Annotated in this window: 2 protein-coding genes; one reads left to right on the top strand and one right to left on the bottom strand. The window is 54.2% G+C overall.

What is annotated here, in order from left to right; translation table 11 throughout:
* Positions 1-92: 92 nt before the first annotated feature.
* Positions 93-1,601: a group II intron reverse transcriptase/maturase gene (gene ltrA / locus ACT3RR_RS23020; protein ID WP_001189111.1), complete on the bottom strand. Its 1,509-nt coding sequence runs from the start codon at positions 1,599-1,601 to the stop codon at positions 93-95.
* 428 nt (positions 1,602-2,029) lie between these two features.
* On the opposite strand from ltrA, the gene ACT3RR_RS23015 reads away from it, so the two are divergent.
* Positions 2,030-2,273, top strand: a 244-nt coding sequence (locus ACT3RR_RS23015; protein WP_071988032.1) for a hypothetical protein, incomplete at its 3' end; no start/stop codon positions are given.

The raw sequence follows: 2,273 nt of genomic DNA, 5'->3' as shown, positions 1-2,273 counted from the left end.
GAGTAGAGTAAGAGGCAGGGCGTAGTCGGACTATTTCCCTGCCTCTCCTCCCCGAACCGGACGTGCACCTTTCAGCGCATCCGGCTCTCCATTTAAATGCTGGCGAACGCCATTGCCACTTCTGTAAAGCGCGATGTATACGTGTTTCTGGTCTCCGTCCTCAGATAGGGATTACCTTCGGGTAGCCGCCAGCGGAACAGCTTCTTGCCTTGCCCCACCAACCGGTACAGTATTTCGCCGCTGAGCTTGCCGTGATTGGTTTTACCAAATAAAACCCACGTTTTGCTCTGACCCGGTTTCGGTGATTTACACCACCACCTCATCAGGGAAGCGATACCTGTACGGTATTTGCGGGCCAGCCAGTGAGCCAGCTTCCAGAACACGACACGGTCGATATAACTGAAGACTTTGGCCTTAAAATCAACGAACTGATAGAACATGGCCCAGCCTTTCAGTTTTCGGTTGAGTTGTTCAGCCATATCGACTTTGCTTTCACTGTAGTTGCCTGATAACAGTGCTGTCAGCGATGCGGCGAAGTTTCTGGCTTTCTCCTGCGGGATCGTTGAGACCACTCGCATCTCGCCATAACGACTGCGTTTGCGAATGATCCTGTGCCCCAGAAAGATAAAGCCGTCATTAACATGGGTGATTTTAGTCTTATCCATGTTCAGCCTGAGTTTCAGACTGCCTTCGAGCACACCCCGACACTCCTCCCTGATGGCTTCCGCCTGTGCTTTGGTGCCTTTGACGATGAGGACAAAATCATCGGCATAGCGGCAGTACGCCACCGCGGGTTTCCACTGCCAGTTTTCTCTGACCGCCGTACTTCGGCCCCGTTGGATACTGTTATTCCAGTACCACCGATCTTTTCTGGCTTTCCCGCTCAGGTAGCGCTCATGCAGGTATTGATCGAACTCATTCAGCATGATGTTCGATAATAGCGGCGATATAACACCGCCCTGTGGTACACCTTCACTGGCCGCCCGAAAGAGACCGACATCGATATGTCCCGCCTTGATGGTTTTCCACAGCAGAGTCATGAAACGTGCGTCACTGATCCTGCGGCGTACAGCCTTCATCAGCAGTCGATGATGTACGGTGTCGAAGTAACTGGACAGGTCGCCTTCAATCACCCAGCGTCCCCGGGTTTCACCACAGTCTGTGAGCTGTAATTTCACCGTGCGGATCGCGTGGTGGACACTGCGCTCAGGCCGGAAGCCATATGAGAGCGTATGAAAATCACTCTCCCATATCGGCTCCATCGCCATCAGCATGGCCCGCTGAACAATACGATCCCGCAACGCGGGGATACCCAGTGGTCGCAGTTTGCCGTTGCTTTTAGGGATGTAAACCCGTCTGGCGGGCAAGGGCTGGTAGTGGCCTGAGAGTAATTCATCCCTGAGGATTTGCAGCTCAACAGCCAGTCTGGCCTGTAGCATTGTTTTGTTCACGCCATCAACGCCGGGGGTATGGGCCCCCTTTGATGAAAGCGTGATCCGCGCCGCTTCAGCCAGCCATTCTGGTTGTGTTATCAGACGCAGCAGCCGTTGAATCCGTAGGGACGGATCGGTGGCTGCCCATGTGGCAAGCTTGCGTTGCATTTCGCTGATTATCAAAGGTCTTCACCTCGTTAGGTCAGTTAATTCACGTCGCAAACACATTCAAACTGCTTCCCTTCGCCATGTAATGGGCTTTCCCCATCGCGGACTACTACGGAAGCTCCGCCAGCCAGCGCGTCATCGGAGCCATGCCCCCTTAACATCCGTCGCTGACCTTCCCCGGTTTACCTGCCTGGACTCAGGCATACTGAGGAGGCTGCCCGTCGCACTCTTTATCCTTGCTTGCCGCAAGTTGGCAGAAGTCAGCAACGCAAGCGTGATAGACGCTGCTGCCCCGGTGTTTCGCATACATGTCAAAACACCTTCGACCGGCAGTGCTTACGTATCACTGCCAGTTCCTCCTGCACGGCCTGTCAGATCACGTAGGCCGTGGTGACGTTTTCAACCCACAGAGGCGGATTAACGGGTTCATGTTCTTCAGCCTTTCAGTACTTAACCTTGAGGATCATCTCGGCTTAGTGATCTCGCCTCAATCCCCGTTGTCAGCGGGTTACATCACCCTGCGGGCATGCCGCAGGTCACTGCCGCTCAGGTTCTCCACCGTCACACCCGGTGGGATTGTTGGGTTTCTCATCGTGAGTTACCGGTTCAATATTCCAGACAGACTCGCGGTTCATTTAAGCATCCATGCCCGCCCTGAACTCCGGGCACACT

The organism is Ewingella sp. AOP8-B2-18 (assembly GCF_052376015.1).
Classification (GTDB): Bacteria; Pseudomonadota; Gammaproteobacteria; order Enterobacterales; family Enterobacteriaceae; genus Ewingella; species Ewingella allii.
Note: the sequence above shows the minus strand (reverse complement) of the source record. Positions and strands in the feature narration are given on the sequence as shown.

Excerpts from the sequence above, each read along its gene's own strand:
- ltrA (WP_001189111.1), bottom strand. The coding sequence starts at position 1,601 with ATGCAACGCAAGCTTGCCACATGGGCAGCCACCGATCCGTCCCTACGG.